General features: G+C 56.6%; 18 protein-coding genes. 10 read left to right on the top strand and 8 right to left on the bottom strand.

The window, feature by feature from the left end; genetic code table 11:
- Nucleotides 1-10 precede the first annotated feature (10 nt).
- From mtlD to trmL, 7 genes are all read left to right on the top strand, one after another.
- Complete coding sequence (gene mtlD / locus M8014_RS13555) at nucleotides 11-1,159, top strand: mannitol-1-phosphate 5-dehydrogenase (protein ID WP_271282947.1); 1,149 nt, start codon at nucleotides 11-13, stop codon at nucleotides 1,157-1,159.
- On the top strand, nucleotides 1,159-1,746 hold the full coding sequence (mtlR, locus tag M8014_RS13560) for a mannitol operon repressor MtlR (protein WP_271282948.1): 588 nt from the start codon (nucleotides 1,159-1,161) through the stop codon (nucleotides 1,744-1,746). Before mtlD ends, mtlR begins: the two co-directional genes overlap by 1 nt.
- Nucleotides 1,747-1,805: 59 nt before the next feature.
- The gene (locus M8014_RS13565; RefSeq protein WP_271282949.1) at nucleotides 1,806-2,168 is read left to right on the top strand and encodes a YibL family ribosome-associated protein; all 363 of its coding nucleotides are present in this window, start codon (nucleotides 1,806-1,808) and stop codon (nucleotides 2,166-2,168) included.
- A gap of 274 nt (nucleotides 2,169-2,442) precedes the next feature.
- Nucleotides 2,443-4,098 (top strand): L-lactate permease, encoded by a 1,656-nt coding sequence (gene lldP, locus M8014_RS13570; RefSeq protein WP_271282950.1) that lies wholly within the window; start codon nucleotides 2,443-2,445, stop codon nucleotides 4,096-4,098.
- Nucleotides 4,095-4,868 (top strand): transcriptional regulator LldR, encoded by a 774-nt coding sequence (gene lldR / locus M8014_RS13575; protein ID WP_271282951.1) that lies wholly within the window; start codon nucleotides 4,095-4,097, stop codon nucleotides 4,866-4,868. Before lldP ends, lldR begins: the two co-directional genes overlap by 4 nt.
- Entirely contained in the window at nucleotides 4,865-6,052 is a 1,188-nt protein-coding gene (lldD, locus tag M8014_RS13580; protein WP_271282952.1) for an FMN-dependent L-lactate dehydrogenase LldD, read from the top strand. Before lldR ends, lldD begins: the two co-directional genes overlap by 4 nt.
- 85 nt (nucleotides 6,053-6,137) lie before the next feature.
- Nucleotides 6,138-6,611, top strand: a complete 474-nt coding sequence (trmL, locus tag M8014_RS13585) for a tRNA (uridine(34)/cytosine(34)/5-carboxymethylaminomethyluridine(34)-2'-O)-methyltransferase TrmL (RefSeq protein ID WP_271282953.1) — start codon at nucleotides 6,138-6,140, stop codon at nucleotides 6,609-6,611.
- Here the strand turns inward: trmL and cysE are convergent.
- The 5 genes from cysE to M8014_RS13610 all read right to left on the bottom strand — a co-directional run bounded on the left by cysE (nucleotide 6,608) and on the right by M8014_RS13610 (nucleotide 9,725).
- The gene (cysE, locus tag M8014_RS13590) at nucleotides 6,608-7,429 is read right to left on the bottom strand and encodes a serine O-acetyltransferase (RefSeq protein ID WP_271282954.1); all 822 of its coding nucleotides are present in this window, start codon (nucleotides 7,427-7,429) and stop codon (nucleotides 6,608-6,610) included. The genes trmL and cysE overlap by 4 nt on opposite strands.
- Before the next feature lie 79 nt (nucleotides 7,430-7,508).
- Nucleotides 7,509-8,528: an NAD(P)H-dependent glycerol-3-phosphate dehydrogenase gene (gene gpsA / locus M8014_RS13595; RefSeq protein WP_271282955.1), complete on the bottom strand. Its 1,020-nt coding sequence runs from the start codon at nucleotides 8,526-8,528 to the stop codon at nucleotides 7,509-7,511.
- A complete protein-coding gene (gene secB / locus M8014_RS13600; RefSeq protein ID WP_271282956.1) occupies nucleotides 8,528-8,995 on the bottom strand; it encodes a protein-export chaperone SecB in 468 nt (155 codons plus the stop codon). Before secB ends, gpsA begins: the two co-directional genes overlap by 1 nt.
- A gap of 32 nt (nucleotides 8,996-9,027) precedes the next feature.
- Nucleotides 9,028-9,279, bottom strand: a complete 252-nt coding sequence (grxC, locus tag M8014_RS13605) for a glutaredoxin 3 (RefSeq protein WP_271282957.1) — start codon at nucleotides 9,277-9,279, stop codon at nucleotides 9,028-9,030.
- Between the two features lie 14 nt (nucleotides 9,280-9,293).
- A complete protein-coding gene (locus M8014_RS13610; RefSeq protein ID WP_271282958.1) occupies nucleotides 9,294-9,725 on the bottom strand; it encodes a rhodanese-like domain-containing protein in 432 nt (143 codons plus the stop codon).
- Between the two features lie 248 nt (nucleotides 9,726-9,973).
- On the opposite strand from M8014_RS13610, the gene gpmM reads away from it, so the two are divergent.
- From gpmM to M8014_RS13625, 3 genes are read left to right on the top strand one after another with little or no spacing between them, the layout of a single operon-like run.
- Nucleotides 9,974-11,518 carry a 2,3-bisphosphoglycerate-independent phosphoglycerate mutase gene (gene gpmM / locus M8014_RS13615; protein ID WP_271282959.1) on the top strand — a complete coding sequence of 515 codons (1,545 nt, stop codon included), beginning with the start codon at nucleotides 9,974-9,976 and terminating at the stop codon, nucleotides 11,516-11,518.
- Between the two features lie 33 nt (nucleotides 11,519-11,551).
- Nucleotides 11,552-12,811 carry a murein hydrolase activator EnvC gene (gene envC, locus M8014_RS13620; protein WP_271283095.1) on the top strand — a complete coding sequence of 420 codons (1,260 nt, stop codon included), beginning with the start codon at nucleotides 11,552-11,554 and terminating at the stop codon, nucleotides 12,809-12,811.
- A 3-nt stretch (nucleotides 12,812-12,814) separates the two neighbouring features.
- Nucleotides 12,815-13,780, top strand: a complete 966-nt coding sequence (locus tag M8014_RS13625) for a divergent polysaccharide deacetylase family protein (protein ID WP_271282960.1) — start codon at nucleotides 12,815-12,817, stop codon at nucleotides 13,778-13,780.
- On the opposite strand, the gene M8014_RS13630 is transcribed toward M8014_RS13625, so the two are convergent.
- The 3 genes from M8014_RS13630 to kbl form a co-directional block, all read right to left on the bottom strand.
- Entirely contained in the window at nucleotides 13,767-14,801 is a 1,035-nt protein-coding gene (locus M8014_RS13630; RefSeq protein ID WP_271282961.1) for a glycosyltransferase, read from the bottom strand. The genes M8014_RS13625 and M8014_RS13630 overlap by 14 nt on opposite strands.
- A 227-nt stretch (nucleotides 14,802-15,028) precedes the next feature.
- Nucleotides 15,029-16,054 (bottom strand): L-threonine 3-dehydrogenase, encoded by a 1,026-nt coding sequence (gene tdh / locus M8014_RS13635; protein ID WP_271282962.1) that lies wholly within the window; start codon nucleotides 16,052-16,054, stop codon nucleotides 15,029-15,031.
- A 9-nt stretch (nucleotides 16,055-16,063) separates the two neighbouring features.
- Nucleotides 16,064-17,260 (bottom strand): glycine C-acetyltransferase, encoded by a 1,197-nt coding sequence (kbl, locus tag M8014_RS13640; protein ID WP_271282963.1) that lies wholly within the window; start codon nucleotides 17,258-17,260, stop codon nucleotides 16,064-16,066.
- Between the last annotated feature and the right edge of the window lie 15 nt (nucleotides 17,261-17,275).

A 17,275-nucleotide genomic window follows, 5' to 3' on the forward strand; every position in this document is an offset into this window, starting at 1 on the left:
GGTGAATACGATGAAAGCATTACATTTTGGCGCAGGTAACATTGGCCGCGGTTTTATCGGCAAACTGCTGGCAGACGCGGGCATTACCCTGACTTTCGCCGATGTGAATCAGACGGTCCTGGATGCCCTGAATGCCCGTCATAGCTATCAGGTGCATGTGGTCGGTGAAAACGAGCAGATTGACACCGTGACCGGTGTTAGCGCGGTCAGCAGCATCGGTGACGAGGTTATCGACCTGATTGCCGAGGTGGACCTGGTGACCACCGCCGTCGGGCCGGTAGTGCTGGAGCGCATCGCCCCGGCCGTGGCGAAAGGGCTGGCAAAACGTAAAGCCCAGGGTAACGACGCCCCGCTCAACATCATCGCCTGTGAGAACATGGTGCGTGGTACCACCCAGCTGAAAGGTCACGTGCTGGCTGCGGTCGCTGATGAAGACAAAGCCTGGGTTGAAGCACACGTCGGCTTTGTAGATTCCGCCGTTGACCGTATCGTTCCGCCATCGGCCTCAGCGACCAACGACCCGCTGGAAGTGACCGTTGAAACCTTCAGCGAGTGGATTGTCGACAAAACCCAGTTCAAAGGCGCGCTGCCTGAGATCCCGGGTATGGAATTAACGGACAACCTGATGGCATTTGTCGAGCGTAAGCTCTTCACGCTGAACACCGGGCATGCTATAACCGCCTACCTCGGAAAATTAGCCGGTCATCAGACCATTCGCGACGCGATCCTCGATGAGAAAATTCGCGCGGTGGTTAAAGGTGCAATGGACGAGAGCGGCGCGGTTCTGATTAAACGCTACGGTTTTGATGCCGATAAGCATGCGGCATATATTCAGAAAATCCTCGGTCGTTTTGAAAACCCGTATCTGAAAGATGACGTTGAGCGCGTGGGCCGTCAGCCGCTGCGTAAGCTGAGTGCGGGTGACCGTCTGATCAAACCGCTGCTCGGTACCCTGGAGTACGGCCTGCCACACGCTAACCTGGTCACCGGTATCGCCGCCGCCATGCATTACCGCAGCGAAGAAGATCCGCAGGCGCAGGAGCTGGCACAATTAATTGACGAGAATGGCCCACAGGCTGCGCTGGCGCAGGTATCCACGCTGGATGCCAACAGCGAAGTCGTGGTGGAGGCCGTTAACGTTTACAACGCAACTAAATAATGCAGGACCGGGCGCCGGTCATCCTGCGCCCGGATGATAGATTGTCAGATATGCAGGCAACAATGGAACAAACCCAGGCCTTTGAAAACCGTGTGCTGGAGCGTCTGAATGCTGGCAAAACCGTTCGAAGTTTCCTGATATCCGCCGTCGAGTTGTTAACCGAGGCGGTGAATATTCTGGTGCTTCAGGTGTTTCGCAAAGACGACTACGCGGTGAAATACGCAGTTGAACCGTTACTCGACGGCGACGGCCCCTTGGGCGATTTATCCGTGCGTCTGAAGCTGATCTATGGCCTGGGCGTCATCAGCCGTCACGAGTATGAAGATGCCGAGCTTCTGATGGCGCTGCGCGAAGAGCTGAATCACGACGGCAGCGAGTATGCGTTCACCGACGACGAAATCCTCGGCCCGCTTGGCGAGCTGCACTGCGTCACCGCACTGCCCCCGACGCCGCATTTTGATACCAGCGACCCGGAGCTGTACGCGATGCAGAAGCAGCGTTATCAGCAGATTGTCCGCTCCACCATGGTCCTTTCCCTGACTGAGCTGATTTCCCGAATCAGCTTAAAAAAAGCGTTTCAGAAGTAAGCCTGCGCACATTGGTGTATCCTTCCCTGTAATCTCCCCCGAATTTAGAGCTATATGTGATGAAAGAAGTCGAAAAGAACGAAATTAAACGCCTGAGCGACCGCCTGGATCTGATCCGCCACCAGCAGGCAAGCCTTTCGCTGGTTGATGCCGCCGAGAAATACGCCGAGCTGGAAAAAGAGAAAGCGACGCTGGAAACCGAAATCGAGCGCCTGCGCGGCGTGAAAGACCAGAAGCTGAGCAAAGAAGCGCAGAAGCTGGCAAACCTGCCTTTCCGTCGGGCGATCACCAAGAAAGAACAGGCCGACATGGGCAAGCTGAAGAAAAGCGTGCGCGGGCTGGTGGTTGTTCACCCGATGACCGAGCTGGGCCGTGAAATGGGCCTGAAAGAGATGACGGGTTTTAGCAAGACTGAGTTCTGATTTCCCCGCATTTTTCCCCTCTCCCCCTGCGGAGAGGGGATGACTCTCCTCCCCTCAAATTGGCCCAACCAATTCCGCAACCAACCCTCCTCTGGTTCACACTTCCATAATCTTTGCTCACAAACTCATTGCCGATTAATAACATTTGGTTAACCATTTGTTGTCATTAACCCTACATCACACTATTGGCAGGACCACTTTTACACTTATTGTGACGCCGAGATGAGCACAGACTCACCGCGCCGCAGCGGGTGTGGTCCTCAGGAGACCTGCAATGAGCCTCTGGCAACAAAACTACGATCCGGCAGGAAATATCTGGCTGTCGAGCCTGATAGCATCGCTACCTATTCTGTTCTTCTTCTTCGCGCTGATTAAACTCAAGCTGAAGGGGTACCTCGCCGCTACGTATACCGTAGCTATCGCCCTGATGGTGGCGCTGTTCTTCTACAAAATGCCGGTCGACCGTGCGTTAGCCTCCGTGGTGTATGGCTTCTTCTACGGACTGTGGCCGATTGCGTGGATCATCATCGCGGCGGTTTTTGTCTACAAAATCTCGGTGAAGACCGGGCAGTTCGACATTATTCGCTCGTCAATCCTCTCCATAACGCCGGACCAGCGCCTGCAGATGCTGATCGTCGGCTTCTGTTTTGGTGCATTCCTCGAAGGGGCGGCAGGCTTTGGCGCACCGGTGGCGATTACCGCCGCGCTGTTGGTCGGGCTGGGCTTTAACCCGCTGTATGCCGCCGGCCTGTGTCTGATCGTCAATACCGCGCCGGTTGCCTTTGGCGCGATGGGTATTCCGATTCTGGTGGCCGGACAGGTCACCGGGCTGGACAGCTTCGAAATCGGCCAGATGGTAGGCCGCCAGCTGCCGTTCCTGACCATCATCGTGCTGTTCTGGATCATGGCGATTATGGACGGCTGGCGCGGTGTGAAAGAGACCTGGCCTGCAGTAATGGTGGCGGGCGGCTCTTTCGCGATTGCCCAGTACCTGAGCTCCAACTTCCTCGGCCCGGAACTGCCAGACATTATCTCCTCACTGGTGTCGCTGGTCTGTCTGACCCTGTTCCTGAAGCGCTGGCAGCCGGTACGAACCTTCCGCTTTGGCGATATGGGCGCGTCGCAGGTTGATATGACCCTGGCACGCACCCGCTACACGCCGGGCCAGATTGTCCGCGCCTGGTCGCCATTCCTGTTCCTGACCGCCACGGTGACGCTGTGGAGCGTACCGCCGTTTAAAGCCCTGTTTGCCCCGAATGGCGCGCTGTACGACATGGTGGTGAACATTTCCGTGCCGTTCCTCGACAAAATGGTGGCCCGCATGCCGCCGGTCGTGCATGACGCTACGCCGTATGCTGCGGTCTACAAGTTCGACTGGTTCTCCGCGACCGGCACGGCGATCCTGTTTGCCGCTATTCTTTCTATCGTATGGCTACGGATGAAGCCAGCCGCGGCAATACAGACCTTCGCCAGTACCCTGAAAGAGCTGGCGCTGCCGATTTACTCCATCGGGATGGTGCTGGCCTTCGCATTTATCTCTAACTACTCCGGACTGTCGTCGACGCTGGCACTGGCGCTGGCGCATACCGGCTCCGCGTTCACCTTCTTCTCGCCGTTCCTCGGCTGGCTGGGGGTGTTCCTGACCGGATCGGATACTTCATCTAACGCACTGTTTGCTGCCCTGCAGGCGACCGCTGCCCAGCAGATCGGCGTCTCGGACGTGCTGCTGGTTGCGGCCAACACCACGGGCGGCGTCACCGGGAAGATGATCTCTCCGCAGTCCATCGCCATCGCCTGTGCGGCGGTAGGCCTGGTGGGTAAAGAGTCGGACCTGTTCCGCTTTACCGTGAAGCACAGCCTGATATTCACCTGCATGGTGGGGGTGATCACCACCCTGCAGGCCTATGTCTTAACCTGGATGATCCCATGATAGTCATGCCCAGACGCCTGTCCGACGAGATTGCCTCTCGCGTGCGGGCGCTGATTGAAGAACAGCAGCTGGAGGCGGGCATGAAGTTGCCCGCCGAGCGCCAGCTTGCCAGCCAGCTTGGCGTGTCGCGCAACTCGCTGCGCGAAGCGCTGGCGACGCTGGTCAGCGAAGGGGTGCTGCTGAGCCGTCGCGGCGGCGGAACCTTTGTACGCTGGCAGCATGAAGACTGGTCCGGGCAGAACATCGTTCAGCCGTTAAAAACGTTAATGGAGAACGACCCGGACTACAGTTTCGATATCCTCGAAGCCCGTCACGCCATCGAAACCAGCACCGCCTGGCATGCCGCAATGCGCGCCACGCCGGCTGATAAAGAGAAGCTGAAGGCCTGCTTTGAGGCAACCCACAGCAGCGATCCGGATATCGCCTCGCAGGCGGATGTGCGTTTCCATCTGGCGATTGCCGAAGCCTCGCATAACGTTGTGCTTCTGCAGACCATGCGTGGCTTTTTCGACCTGCTGCAATCCTCCGTGAAGCAGAGCCGTCAGCGCATGTATCTGGTCCCACCCGTTTTTGCAAAGCTTACCGAACAGCACGAGGCGGTGCTTAACGCCATTCTTGTTGGCGATGCCGAAGCCGCGCGCACTGCGATGATGGCGCATCTGGGCTTCGTCCACACCACCATTAAACGATTCGATGAAGATCAGGCTCGTCAGGCGCGCATTACCCGTCTGCCCGGCGAGTCCGCCGATCCCAGGGAGAACAAAGCATGATTATTTCCGCAGCCAGTGACTACCGCGCCGCGGCGCAGCGCATCCTGCCACCGTTCCTGTTCCACTACATTGATGGCGGGGCCTACTCTGAATACACGCTGCGTCGCAATGTGGAAGACTTATCGCAAGTCGCCCTGCGCCAGCGCGTGCTGAAGAATATGTCTGACCTGAGCCTCGACACGACGCTCTTCAACGAAAAACTGTCGATGCCGGTGGCCCTCGCCCCGGTCGGACTGTGCGGCATGTATGCCCGTCGCGGCGAAGTGCAGGCCGCCGCCGCCGCCGATGCAAAAGGGATCCCCTTTACGCTCTCGACCGTCTCGGTCTGTCCGATTGAAGAAGTCGCCCCAACCATCAAGCGCCCGATGTGGTTCCAGCTGTACGTCCTGCGCGACCGCGGGTTTATGCGCAATGCACTGGAGCGTGCCAAAGCGGCAGGCTGCTCGACGCTGGTCTTTACCGTCGACATGCCCACCCCGGGTGCCCGCTATCGCGATGCCCACTCCGGGATGAGCGGCGCAAATGCAGCGATGCGTCGTTACTGGCAGGCGGTGACCCATCCGCAGTGGGCGTGGGATGTGGGGGTCAATGGCCGCCCGCACGATCTGGGGAATATCTCGACCTATCTCGGTAAACCAACCGGGCTGGAAGATTACATCGGCTGGCTGGCAAATAACTTCGATCCGTCGATCTCGTGGAAAGACCTGGAGTGGATCCGTGAGTTCTGGGATGGCCCGATGGTGATCAAAGGGATCCTCGATCCGGAAGATGCCCGCGATGCGGTGCGCTTTGGCGCAGACGGGATTGTGGTCTCGAACCACGGCGGACGCCAGCTGGACGGGGTACTCTCTTCTGCCCGCGCCCTGCCAGCGATAGCCGATGCGGTGAAAGGTGATATTGCCATTCTTGCTGACTCGGGCATCCGCAACGGTCTGGACGTGGTGCGCATGATTGCGCTGGGTGCGGACACGGTCCTGCTGGGCCGTGCGTACCTGTACGCGCTGGCGACCCACGGCCAGGCGGGCGTGGCAAATCTGCTCAACTTGATCGAGAAAGAGATGAAAGTGGCGATGACCCTGACCGGAGCGAAGACTATCCGTGAGATCAGTAAAGAGATGCTGGTCCAGGAGCTGAGCAACCTCCCGGCCGGGCTGGCCCCGCTGGCACAGGGGAATGCGGCCTAGCCCCTCACCCTAACCCTCTCCCCAAAGGGGAGAGGGAATGCTATTCTGCCCGCCGCAACTTTTGAGCCAAATGAGATGGGAGAGCATGCTTAACATCGTTCTATTCGAACCAGAAATTCCACCTAATACTGGCAACATCATCCGTCTGTGCGCCAATACCGGTTTTCGCCTGCATATCATTGAGCCGATGGGCTTTACGTGGGACGACAAACGCCTGCGTCGCGCCGGGCTGGATTATCACGAATTCACTGCCGTGGTTCGCCACCCTCATTACGCTGCCTTTGTGGAAGCGGAAAACCCACAGCGTATGTTCGCCCTGACGACGAAAGGCACCCCCGCGCATAGCGCAGTGAGTTATCAGGAAGGTGATTACCTGATGTTTGGCCCGGAAACGCGCGGGCTGCCCGCGACCATCCTCGATGCCCTGCCTGCTGAGCAAAAAATTCGTATTCCGATGATGCCGGACAGCCGCAGCATGAACCTGTCGAATGCGGTGTCGGTGGTGGTGTATGAAGCCTGGCGCCAGCTGGGATATGCCGGCGCCGTTCTCAGAAGCTAAATCCCGTCGCCATACTCAAAGGTATGGTGAATACCGTTGAAGAACTGATCCATATCCATTGACGGTTTATCGCTGTCTGGCTTGCCGACGATACGCGCCGGGACGCCAGCGGCGGTGGTGTGCGGGGGAACAGGCTGCAGGACCACGGACCCGGCACCGATCTTCGCCCCGCGCCCGACTTCGATATTGCCGAGGATTTTCGCCCCTGCGCCAATCATTACCCCTTCCCGAATTTTTGGATGACGATCGCCGCTGGTTTTGCCGGTACCGCCAAGGGTAACGGACTGCAGGATCGAGACATCGTTTTCAATCACCGCGGTTTCACCCACCACAATGCCGGTAGCGTGGTCGAGCATGATGCCGTGGCCAATCTTCGCTGCCGGATGGATATCCACCTGGAAGGTGACAGAAACCTGGTTTTGCAGGAAGATAGCCAGCGCGCGGCGGCCTTCATTCCACAGCCAGTGGCCGATGCGGTAGGACTGCAGCGCGTGGAAGCCTTTCAGATACAGCAGCGGCGTGGAGTATTTGTCCACCGCCGGGTCACGGTTGCGCACCGCCTGAATATCGCAGGCAGCGGAGGCGATCATCTCCGGATCGGCAGCATAGGCCTCTTCCACTATTTCACGGATGGCGATAGCGGGCATGATTGGTGACGCCAGTTTGTTAGCCAGCATATAGCTCAGGGCGCTGCCGAGATTTTCGTGCTTGAGTAGCGTCGCGTGGTAGAAGCTGGCCAGCATAGGCTCGCAGTCGGCCAGAGCCCGGGCTTCGGCTTTAATATTGTTCCAGACGATATCCAGTTCTTCACACGGCATTGCTTGCTCCAGACGAAATGATAATGACCGGCCAGTTCTTCGCTAGCCGGGTCATTCAGGTGATAACGGTTCCCTGCGGTTAATTACTGCTACGCTCGTCCTTGCGTGCACGACCTAATAGGGTCAATGCTGCCTCGCGCGCATTTTTTCCGCAATACAATACCTGATAAATTTCCTCGGTTATTGGCATTTCCACCCCAAAGCGGTGTGCCAGCTCGCGAACTTCTTTGGTATTGCGATAACCTTCGACCACCTGACCAATCTTCTCCTGCGCGCCGATCACATCCATGCCCTGACCGAGCATCATGCCAAAGCGGCGGTTACGGGACTGGTTGTCGGTACAGGTCAGCACCAGATCGCCTAACCCTGCCATCCCCATAAAGGTGGCCGGATCGGCACCCAGCGCCGCGCCCAGACGGCTCATCTCAGTTAAGCCCCGGGTGATCAGCGCCGTACGCGCATTCGCCCCAAAGCCAATACCGTCGGACATGCCCGCGCCAATGGCGATAACGTTCTTCACCGCGCCGCCCAGCTGTACGCCGATAAAATCGGGGTTGCTGTAAACGCGGAAGCTTTTACCGCAGTGCAACAGCTGCTGCAGGTCATCAGCAAAGACATCATCGGTGGAGGCCAGCGAGATCGCCGTTGGCAGCCCTGCCGCCAGCTCTTTCGCAAATGTCGGGCCGGAGATCACCGCCAGCGGGATGTCATCCCCCAGGGCTTCTCGGGCGACATCCTGCAGCAGGCGTCCGGTCTCGGCTTCCAGCCCTTTTGTCGCCCACACCACCCGCGCATCAGCCCGCATCAGCGGTTTGATCTGCCGCAGCACATCGCCAAAGACATGGCTCGGGACAACAATCAGGATATTACGGCTGGCGGCCAGCGCCGTCGCAAGGGAGCTTTCGAGGTGCAGAGAGTCCGGGAAGGTGACATCAGGAAGAAACGCCACATTGCAGCGGTCCGCTTGCAGCGTAGCGATATGTTTAGGATCGTGGCCCCAAAGAACCACTTCGTGACCATTTCTTGCCAGAGTAATGGCAAGAGCGGTGCCGTATGAACCGGCACCGATCACAGTCATTGACGCATTGACAGTACTCATCAGGCATCCTGATGTTGTTCAGTACCTTCGCCAGCTTGCTGCTGCAGATAGTTCATGAACAGCGCATCGAAGTTCACCGGCGCAAGGTTCAGTTGCGGGAACGTACCACGGGAAACCAGGCTGGTGATGCATTCGCGGGCATACGGGAACAGGATGTTCGGGCAGTATGCACCCAGGCAATGCGCCATCTGATTACCGTCGATACCTTCGATGGAGAAGATGCCGCCCTGCTGTACTTCACACAGGAATGCAGTCTCTTCGCCCAGAGAGGCGGTCACGGTAACACGCAGTACGACTTCATACACGCCATCCGCCAGTTGGGTGGACGCGGTATCCAGATCAAGTTTAACTTCTGGCTGCCAATCTTTCTGGAAAACATGCGGCGCATTGGGTGCTTCGTAGGAGACGTCTTTAGTATAAATGCGCTGGATCTGGAACGTCATTTCGGTGTTGTTTTGTTCTGACATGGAAAAACCCTTTTTAATTGTCCTAAAACGCCTTAGCGCAGCAGGGGATCAAGTCCACCACGCGCATCAAGCGCATACAAGTCATCACAGCCGCCAATGTGCTGCGCATCAATAAAGATCTGCGGAACCGTCGTACGGCCACTACGTTTAATCATCTCTTCGCGCTTTGCAGCGTCGCCATCAATCGGCAGTTCCTGAACGGTAACGCCTTTGCTGTCCAGCAGCGCTTTTGCACGATGGCAGAACGGGCAGGTCGCTTTGGTGTAGATTTCGATATTGGCCATGACTTGACTCCTGTTTACTTACCGCGAACCAGAGGCAGATTCTCACCGCTCCAGCCAGAAATACCGTCCTTCAGGACAGTGACTTTCTCAAAGCCGGCTTTAACGAGTGTATTTGCCGGCTCCTGAGCCTGCATACCGCTACCGTCAACGACAATAATGGGTTTGTCTTTATGCTTATCCAGTTCGCCAAAGTTATTGGCTTTGATTTCAGTAGGCAGCAGGTTAATGGCGCCTGCAATATGGCCTTTACGGAAATCGTCACGCTGACGCAGGTCTACAACCACCGCCTCTTCTTTATTGATGAGACGCGTTGCTTCGCCACGGGTGATCACTTTCACTTTAGAGGTAATACCTTTGAAAGTGGTGAACAGTACTGCTGCCAGTAAACCAATCCACGCGATACAAAGTATGGGGTGGCGGCTAACAAATTGCATAATTTCTTGCATGGGGGGTAACAACTCCCGACTGAGTGAATAAAAAACCAGGACAGGAGTATACCTGTGCGCTGTGGCAAATACAGCCAGCGACAATAAGCTAATCCATTTTCTGCGGCCTGCCACGAAAAAAAAGACCCAAAATGACCTATCCTTACGCTTGCCCCTGCGATTTTCTTGATCTTCTGCGGCTATTTTATCGATTCAGCTGTAGTAAAATTACGCAAATTTTTCGTCTTTTGAGCAAAGAGGTTGTCGCAATGTCGGTTTCTAAAAAACCTGTGGTACTGATGATTCTGGATGGGTATGGCTACCGTGAAGACAGCCAGGATAACGCCATTTTCAGTGCTAAAACCCCGGTTATGGATGCACTGTGGGCCACACGTCCCCACACGCTGATCGACGCTTCCGGTCTGGAAGTGGGTCTGCCGGATCGCCAGATGGGCAACTCTGAAGTCGGACACGTCAACATCGGCGCAGGCCGCATTGTCTATCAGGATCTGACCCGTCTGGACGTTGAAATCAAAGAACGTACTTTCTTTACCAACCCGGTGCTGACGGGCGCTGTCGATAAAGCCCTTGCCGCAGGCAAAGCAGTGCACATTATGGGTCTGCTCTCCGCCGGTGGCGTACACAGCCACGAAGACCACATCATGGCGATGGTTGAGCTGGCCGCGAAACAGGGTGCCGACAAAATCTATCTGCACGCCTTCCTCGATGGCCGCGACACTCCGCCACGCAGCGCTGAATCCTCCCTGAAAGCGTTCGAAGACAAATTTGCCGCGCTGGGTAAAGGCCGCGTGGCCTCCATTATTGGCCGCTACTACGCTATGGACCGCGACAACCGTTGGGACCGCGTTGAGCAGGCCTACAATCTGCTGGTTGAAGCCAAAGGCGAGTTCCAGGCAGACACCGCCGTTGCCGCGCTGCAGGCCGCTTACGCCCGCGATGAAAACGACGAATTCGTGAAAGCGACCGTGATCCGAGCTGAAGGTCAGGCTGATGCGGCAATGGAAGATGGCGATGCGCTGATTTTCATGAACTTCCGCGCTGACCGTGCCCGTGAAATCACCCGCGCCTTCGTCAATGCCGATTTCGACGGCTTCGCCCGTAAGAAAGAAGTGAAGCTCGATTTCATCATGCTGACCGAATATGCCGCCGACATTAAAGTGCCGTGCGCGTATCCACCGTCATCGCTGGCGAACACCTTTGGCGAGTGGATGGCGAAGCACGACAAAACCCAGCTGCGCATCTCTGAAACCGAGAAATATGCTCACGTTACCTTCTTCTTTAACGGCGGCGTTGAAGAGTCGTTCAAAGGCGAAGATCGCATTCTGATTAACTCCCCGAAAGTAGCGACCTACGATCTGCAGCCAGAGATGAGCTCCGCCGAGCTGACCGAGAAGCTGATTGCCGCCATCGAAAGCGGCAAATATGACACCATCATCTGTAACTACCCGAACGGTGATATGGTCGGCCACACTGGCGTCATGGAAGCCGCAATCAAAGCAATCGAAGCCCTGGATGCCTGCATCGATCAGGTAACGAAAGTCATCGAAGCCGTTGGCGGCCAGATGCTGATCACCGCTGACCACGGCAACGCAGAGCAGATGCGCGATCCGGCTACCGGCCAGGCGCACACTGCCCATACCAACCTGCCAGTCCCGCTGATTTACATCGGTGATAAAGCGGTTAAAGCGGTTGATGGCGGCAAGCTTTCAGACATCGCGCCGACCATGCTGACCCTGATGGGCATGGAAATCCCGCAAGAGATGACTGGCAAGCAGCTGTTCATCGTGGAATAATCCGTCCCCATGAGGGGAAAGGCGATTGTTTCAATCACATGGGTCGTGAAACCGTTTCGGTTATCAGTCAGGCCCCTGCTCTACGCCAGCGCACTCAGCGCTGGCGTATTGCTGTGCGCGGCATCCGCCCAGGCGGACGAACGTGACCAGCTCAAATCCATTCAGGCCGATATCGCCGTCAAAGAGCGCGCGGTACGCCAGCAGCAGCAGCAGCGCTCGTCTCTGCTTGCCCAGCTTAAGCAGCAGGAAGAAGCCATTTCCGCCGCCGCCCGGAAGCTGCGCGAAACCCAGAACACCCTCGCCCAGTTAAATAAGCAGATCGATGAGATGAACGCGTCGATTGCGAAACTTGAGCGTCAGCGGGCGGCGCAGGAGAAAAACCTTGCCGCGCAGCTCGACGCTGCCTTTCGCCAGGGTGAACACACCGGCGTCCAGCTGATCCTCAGCGGCGAAGAGAGCCAGCGCGGACAGCGTCTGCAGGCCTACTTCGGCTATCTCAACCAGTCCCGCCAGGAGACCATCGCGCAGCTTAAGCAGACTCGCGAAGAGGTCACCACGCAAAAAGCAGAGCTGGAAGAGAAGCAGAGCCAGCAGCAAACCCTGCTCTACGATCAGCAGGCCCAGCAGGCCAAACTGGAACAAGCGCGCAACGAACGTAAGAAAACCCTCTCCGGACTGGAGTCCTCCATTCAGGAGAGCCAGGCGCAGCTGGGTGAAATGCGCGCCAACGAATCCCGCTTACGTAGCAGCCTCGCCCGCGCAGAAGCGGCGGCAAAAGCACGTGCCGAGCGTGAGGCCCGTGAAGCGCAGGCCGTGCGCGATCGCCAGCAGGAAGCATCCCGCAAAGGCACCACCTACAAACCGACCGAAAACGAGCGCTCGCTGATGTCGCGTACCGGCGGCCTGGGCTCGCCACGCGGTCAGGCCTACTGGCCGGTCCGCGGTTCAATTCTGCATCGCTATGGCGAACAGCTGCAGGGTGAGCTACGTTGGAAGGGGATTGTGATCGGCGCAGCGGAAGGCAGCGAAGTCAAAGCTGTTGCCGATGGTCGCGTGATCCTTGCCGACTGGCTTCAGGGCTACGGACTGGTGGTGGTGGTTGAACACGGTAAAGGCGACATGAGTCTTTACGGCTACAACCAGAGCGCACTGGTCAGTGTCGGCACTCAGGTGCGCGCCGGTCAGGCTATCGCCCTGGTGGGCAGCAGTGGCGGTCAGGGCCGCCCGTCACTCTATTTCGAAATTCGTCGCCAGGGTCAGGCGGTCAATCCACAGCCGTGGTTGGGAAGATAAGTTTTGCTTCAATTTCGTCGTACGCTTCTCTCCGTCGTCAGCGCACTGATGCTGGTGGCGCCGGTTTACGCAGGTAAACTTGCTATTGTCATCGATGACTTCGGTTATCGCCCCCAGACGGAAAATCAGATCCTGGCGATGCCATCCGCCCTCTCCGTCGCCGTGTTGCCCAACGCGCCTCACGCCCGCGAAATGGCCACCAGGGCCCACAACAGCGGGCATGAAGTGCTGATTCATCTGCCGATGGCACCGCTCAGTAAGCAGCCGCTGGAAAAAGACACGCTGCGCCCGGAGATGAGCAGCAGCGAGATCGAGCGCATTATTCGCGAGGCGTACGGCAAGGTCCCCTATGCCGTGGGGCTGAATAACCATATGGGCAGCGCCATGACCTCCAGCCTGTTCGGCATGCAGAAGGTGATGCAGTCGCTGGCGCGCTACAATCTTTACTTCCTCGACAGCATGACCATCGGCAACAGCCAGGCGATGCGCGCAGCGCAGGGCACTGGCGTGAAGGTGATTAAGCGCAAAGTGTTCCTCGATGACACGCAAAACGAAGCCGATATCCGGTTCCAGTTTAACCGCGCCGTACAGCTGGCGCGCCGGACGGGCTCGGCAATCGCCATTGGTCATCCACATCCATCGACCGTTCGTGTGTTACAGCAGATGCTGCCAACCCTGCCGGCGGATATTACCCTGGTCCATGCCAGCAGCTTGCTGAATGAACCGCAGGTGGATACTTCTACGCCTCAGCGCACGCCGCCGAAAAATGCCGCACCCGTCGCACCGCGTAATCCCTTCTCTGGCGTAAAAGTGTGCCAGCCGAAAGGATCGCTAGACCCCGTCGACGCCCGTCGTTTCTTCAGCGTGTTGAGTGAAAGTATTGCCCAGAGCATGCTGATTAAGTATATGCAGCACCAGTGGCAAGGTTGGGGGAAGTCCCCCAACAGCGCCCCTGTTAAGGTAGATTAAGCGCCTTACGCGCGACACGACGCTGTGACTGCGTCTTGTCGCGCCACTGCCAGAGCCGGAATGACCACAGCAGCACCTGGTACGCCAACTTCACGCCGCGCACGTTGCTCACCATCCGTTGATACATACCGGAAGTATAAATTTCGGCGATCATCCGTTTGCGTGTCGCAACATCTGGCTCTTTGCGGACGCAGTGGCAAACTCGCAGCGCTTCGTAAATAACCTGGTCATGAAATTCCGGATAAATTGGAATACGGCCAGCATATTCACGATTAAGCTTATCTAATAAGCGGGTAATTTTAATATAGTGTCGCTGATAATTAAGATTCTTATCCCCTTGTCGTTTTAAACGACTCACGGAATTATCATGCAGGAAATACTTATATAACGATTGCTCGGTATAGCGGGCGCGCTTAGCATTAAACATAAACTCAGTCGTCCACACAATATCCTGGTGATGCAATCCGGGAATAAAAGTAATGTTATTGTTAATAATAATCTCGCGGCGATAAATGCCCATCCACACCACGTGCGTCCAGCGGCGTGACTTAAGCGCCATCCTTAACCACTCCGGCCCGGTTAATACCCCGGTCGAGCGAACACGCTCGGGAGGGATTGACTGCCAGGTGTTCCCGGTTTCTCGGTAGCTCCAGTCGGAGTTGCACTGCGCAACGTCCAGATTGTCTTCCAACATCATCTTCATCAGCGTTTCGTACATGTCTGGATAGACCAGATCATCCGCATCAACAAAGGCAATATACTCTCCGGTCGCGGCGGCTAAACCACGATTGCGCGCTACGGAAGCACCGGCATTAGCCTGATGCAGCAAACGGACGTGGGGATAAGCGTCGACATAGGATTGCGCGATTTCAACAGAGCCATCCGTTGAGCCATCATTAACAATGATGATTTCCAGGTCATTCCATGTTTGCGCGATTAAGGATTCCATGCAGGCCTTGAAATCATGCCCTGCGTTATACAATGGAATAATAACGCTAAGTTTATTTGCATTATTCTTCATACATTTACCGAATGCCTTTGAGGATACCCCGCCATTGTATGAACAAATGATTATGGCTTACAAATACTATTTTTACGAACCAGACGAGATAAATGCGGGAAGGATCGGATAAATGAAATGTTCAATGCAACAAACCAATGTCTCTCCTAATATTGAAAATAACATTACTTTACATATTTTCCGATTTTCCTGAGGAACAGGCCGGATAATCCGGCCTGTTTTTGCGATTAATCCCAGCTCAGGATCACTTTACCTGACTGGCCTGAACGCATCGCGTCAAAGCCCTGCTGGAAATCATCGATGGAGAAATGATGGGTAATCATCGGGGTCAGATCCAGACCCGACTGGATCAGCGCGGCCATCTTGTACCAGGTTTCGAACATCTCGCGGCCATAAATCCCCTTAATGAACAGACCCTTAAAGATAACTTTGTTCCAGTCGATAGACATGTCTGACGGTGGAATACCCAGCATCGCAATACGCCCGCCGTGGTTCATGGTGTCGAGCATGGTGCGAAACGCTGGCGGCGCGCCGGACATCTCGAGACCCACGTCAAAGCCTTCAGTCATGCCAAGCTCAGCCATCACGTCGGTGAGGTTCTCTTTGGAGACATCCACCGCACGGGTAACGCCCATCTTACGCGCCAGCGACAGACGGTATTCATTCACGTCAGTGATGACAACGTTGCGCGCACCCACGTGCTTCGCCACGGCGGCGGCCATGATACCGATAGGACCGGCACCGGAAACCAGCACGTCTTCACCCACCAGATCAAACGACAGCGCCGTGTGAACCGCGTTGCCGAACGGATCGAAGATGGAGGCCAGATCGTCAGAAATGTTATCCGGAATCTTGAAGGCGTTGAATGCCGGGATCACCAGGTATTCGGCAAAGCAGCCCGGGCGGTTAACGCCCACGCCGACGGTATTGCGGCACAGGTGCGTACGTCCGCCGCGGCAGTTACGGCAGTGGCCGCAGGTAATGTGACCTTCGCCAGAGACGCGATCGCCAATTTTAAAGCCTTTTACTTCCTGACCGATGCCGACCACTTCGCCGACATATTCGTGGCCGACCACCATCGGAACCGGAATGGTTTTCTGCGACCACTGATCCCAGTTGTAGATGTGCACGTCAGTGCCGCAAATGGCGGTTTTACGAATTTTGATCAGCAGATCGTTATGACCAACTTCCGGCTCCGGTACGTCGGTCATCCAGATGCCTTCTTCCGCTTTCAGTTTGGATAACGCTTTCATCACTCGTCCTCAGGCAATCACGCCCAGTTGTTTGCCGATGCGGGTAAAGGCTTCGACCGCACGCTCAATTTGCTCAGGGGAATGCGCCGCCGACATCTGGGTGCGGATACGCGCCTGACCTTTTGGCACCACCGGGAAGAAGAAACCGGTGACGTAAATGCCCTCTTTCTGCAGCTCACGCGCGAAGTTCTGCGCCACCACCGCGTCACCCAGCATCACCGGGATAATGGCGTGATCGGCACCAGCCAGCGTGAAGCCCGCTGCACTCATTTTTTCGCGGAACAGACGGGCGTTGGACCACAGACGGTCGCGCAGCTCGCTACCCTCTTCCACCATCTCCAGCACTTTGATGGAGGCCGAGACAATCGCCGGGGCCAGCGAGTTGGAGAACAGATACGGACGGGAGCGCTGACGCAGCCACTCCACCACCTCTTTACGCGCCGCGGTATAACCGCCGGACGCGCCGCCGAGCGCTTTGCCAAGCGTTCCGGTAATGATGTCCACCCGGCCCATCACCTCGCAGTATTCATGCGAGCCGCGGCCGTTTTCGCCGACAAAGCCAACCGCGTGAGAGTCATCGACCATTACCAGCGCATCGTATTTATCCGCCAGATCGCAGACGCCTTTCAGGTTGGCAATCACGCCGTCCATCGAGAACACGCCATCGGTGGCAATCAGAACGTGACGTGCCCCGGCTTCGCGGGCCTCTTTCAGACGCGCTTCCAGCTCCTGCATGTCGTTGTTGGCGTAGCGGAAACGCTTCGCTTTACACAGGCGCACGCCGTCAATAATTGATGCATGGTTCAGCGCATCGGAAATAATGGCGTCTTCCGCACCGAGGAGAGTCTCAAACAGACCGCCATTGGCGTCGAAGCAGGACGAATAGAGGATTGCATCTTCCATGCCGAGGAACGCGGCCAGCTTGCCTTCCAGCGCCTTATGGCTGTCCTGGGTACCGCAGATGAAACGCACCGAGGCCATCCCAAAACCGTGGGAGTCCATGCCCGCTTTCGCCGCAGCGATAAGCGCCGGGTGATTCGCCAGGCCTAAATAGTTGTTGGCGCAAAAGTTGATCACATGGCTGCCGTCGGCAACGGTGATATCCGCCTGCTGAGCAGAAGTGATAATCCGCTCTTCTTTGAACAACCCTTCCGCACGCGCGGTTTCCAGGTCATTGTTTAACTGTTTGTAAAAATCACCACGCATTGCAATTCTCCAGAC

This window comes from Silvania hatchlandensis, from assembly GCF_025564065.1.
Lineage (GTDB): Bacteria > Pseudomonadota > Gammaproteobacteria > Enterobacterales > Enterobacteriaceae > Enterobacter > Enterobacter hatchlandensis.

Bases quoted from the DNA above. Each gene is read 5' to 3' on its own strand.
- tdh (WP_271282962.1), bottom strand. From the start codon at position 16,054: ATGAAAGCGTTATCCAAACTGAAAGCGGAAGAAGGCATCTGGATGACC.
- gpmM (WP_271282959.1), top strand. From the start codon at position 9,974: ATGTCGGTTTCTAAAAAACCTGTGGTACTGATGATTCTGGATGGGTAT.
- M8014_RS13610 (WP_271282958.1), bottom strand. From the start codon at position 9,725: ATGCAAGAAATTATGCAATTTGTTAGCCGCCACCCCATACTTTGTATC.
- mtlR (WP_271282948.1), top strand. From the start codon at position 1,159: ATGCAGGACCGGGCGCCGGTCATCCTGCGCCCGGATGATAGATTGTCA.
- M8014_RS13565 (WP_271282949.1), top strand. From the start codon at position 1,806: ATGAAAGAAGTCGAAAAGAACGAAATTAAACGCCTGAGCGACCGCCTG.
- grxC (WP_271282957.1), bottom strand. From the start codon at position 9,279: ATGGCCAATATCGAAATCTACACCAAAGCGACCTGCCCGTTCTGCCAT.
- lldR (WP_271282951.1), top strand. From the start codon at position 4,095: ATGATAGTCATGCCCAGACGCCTGTCCGACGAGATTGCCTCTCGCGTG.
- kbl (WP_271282963.1), bottom strand. From the start codon at position 17,260: ATGCGTGGTGATTTTTACAAACAGTTAAACAATGACCTGGAAACCGCG.
- secB (WP_271282956.1), bottom strand. From the start codon at position 8,995: ATGTCAGAACAAAACAACACCGAAATGACGTTCCAGATCCAGCGCATT.
- gpsA (WP_271282955.1), bottom strand. From the start codon at position 8,528: ATGAGTACTGTCAATGCGTCAATGACTGTGATCGGTGCCGGTTCATAC.
- lldD (WP_271282952.1), top strand. From the start codon at position 4,865: ATGATTATTTCCGCAGCCAGTGACTACCGCGCCGCGGCGCAGCGCATC.
- mtlD (WP_271282947.1), top strand. From the start codon at position 11: ATGAAAGCATTACATTTTGGCGCAGGTAACATTGGCCGCGGTTTTATC.
- trmL (WP_271282953.1), top strand. From the start codon at position 6,138: ATGCTTAACATCGTTCTATTCGAACCAGAAATTCCACCTAATACTGGC.
- M8014_RS13630 (WP_271282961.1), bottom strand. From the start codon at position 14,801: ATGAAGAATAATGCAAATAAACTTAGCGTTATTATTCCATTGTATAAC.
- cysE (WP_271282954.1), bottom strand. From the start codon at position 7,429: ATGCCGTGTGAAGAACTGGATATCGTCTGGAACAATATTAAAGCCGAA.
- lldP (WP_271282950.1), top strand. From the start codon at position 2,443: ATGAGCCTCTGGCAACAAAACTACGATCCGGCAGGAAATATCTGGCTG.